We start from the raw sequence: 528 nt of genomic DNA on the forward strand, positions 1-528 counted from the left end.
CCCCTGCATGGGCTGGATGGCGAAGTACTGGGCGCCCTGGACATCACGGGCACCGGTGAACGCGATGCCGAACTGCTGCACGGCTATTTCCGCCAGGCCGCCCTCTCCGCCGAAAACCGCCTGATGCAGGACCACCGTCCCTGCCACCTGCTGGCCGTCCAGCACGACGCCCGCTGGCTGCACTCACCGCTGCAGGGCCTGCTGGCCATCGAAGAAGACGGGCACGTCCGCGCCGCCAATCGCGTCGCCCGCCGCCTGTTCGGACTCCCGCGCCGCGGCCCCTTGCCCCTGCTCACCCTCGAAGGCCTGTTCGCCGGCGCCAGCGTCCACCAGCGCCGCCGCCTCCTGCAGAGCGGCCCGGCCCACCGCGTCCGCCTGGACGACGACACCGCCGTGCACGTGCAGTACCTGCGCGGACCACTCGCACCGCACGCCAGCCGCAAGCTCGCCGCACAGCCCGTCAACGCCGCCAACGCCTCGCTGCGTGCGCAGAACACACTGCACGTCCGCGACACCGTGGCCGCCCAC

1 pseudogene is annotated in these 528 nt (G+C 72.5%); it reads left to right on the forward strand.

Annotation, left to right across the window (positions count from 1 at the left end):
• Positions 1 to 528 (forward strand): annotated as a pseudogene (locus tag B2V21_RS04205) (hypothetical protein); the annotation flags it as partial.

The sequence above is a fragment of the Pseudomonas sp. UBA6276 genome, from assembly GCF_002438365.1.
Lineage (GTDB): Bacteria > Pseudomonadota > Gammaproteobacteria > Pseudomonadales > Pseudomonadaceae > Aquipseudomonas > Aquipseudomonas coleopterorum.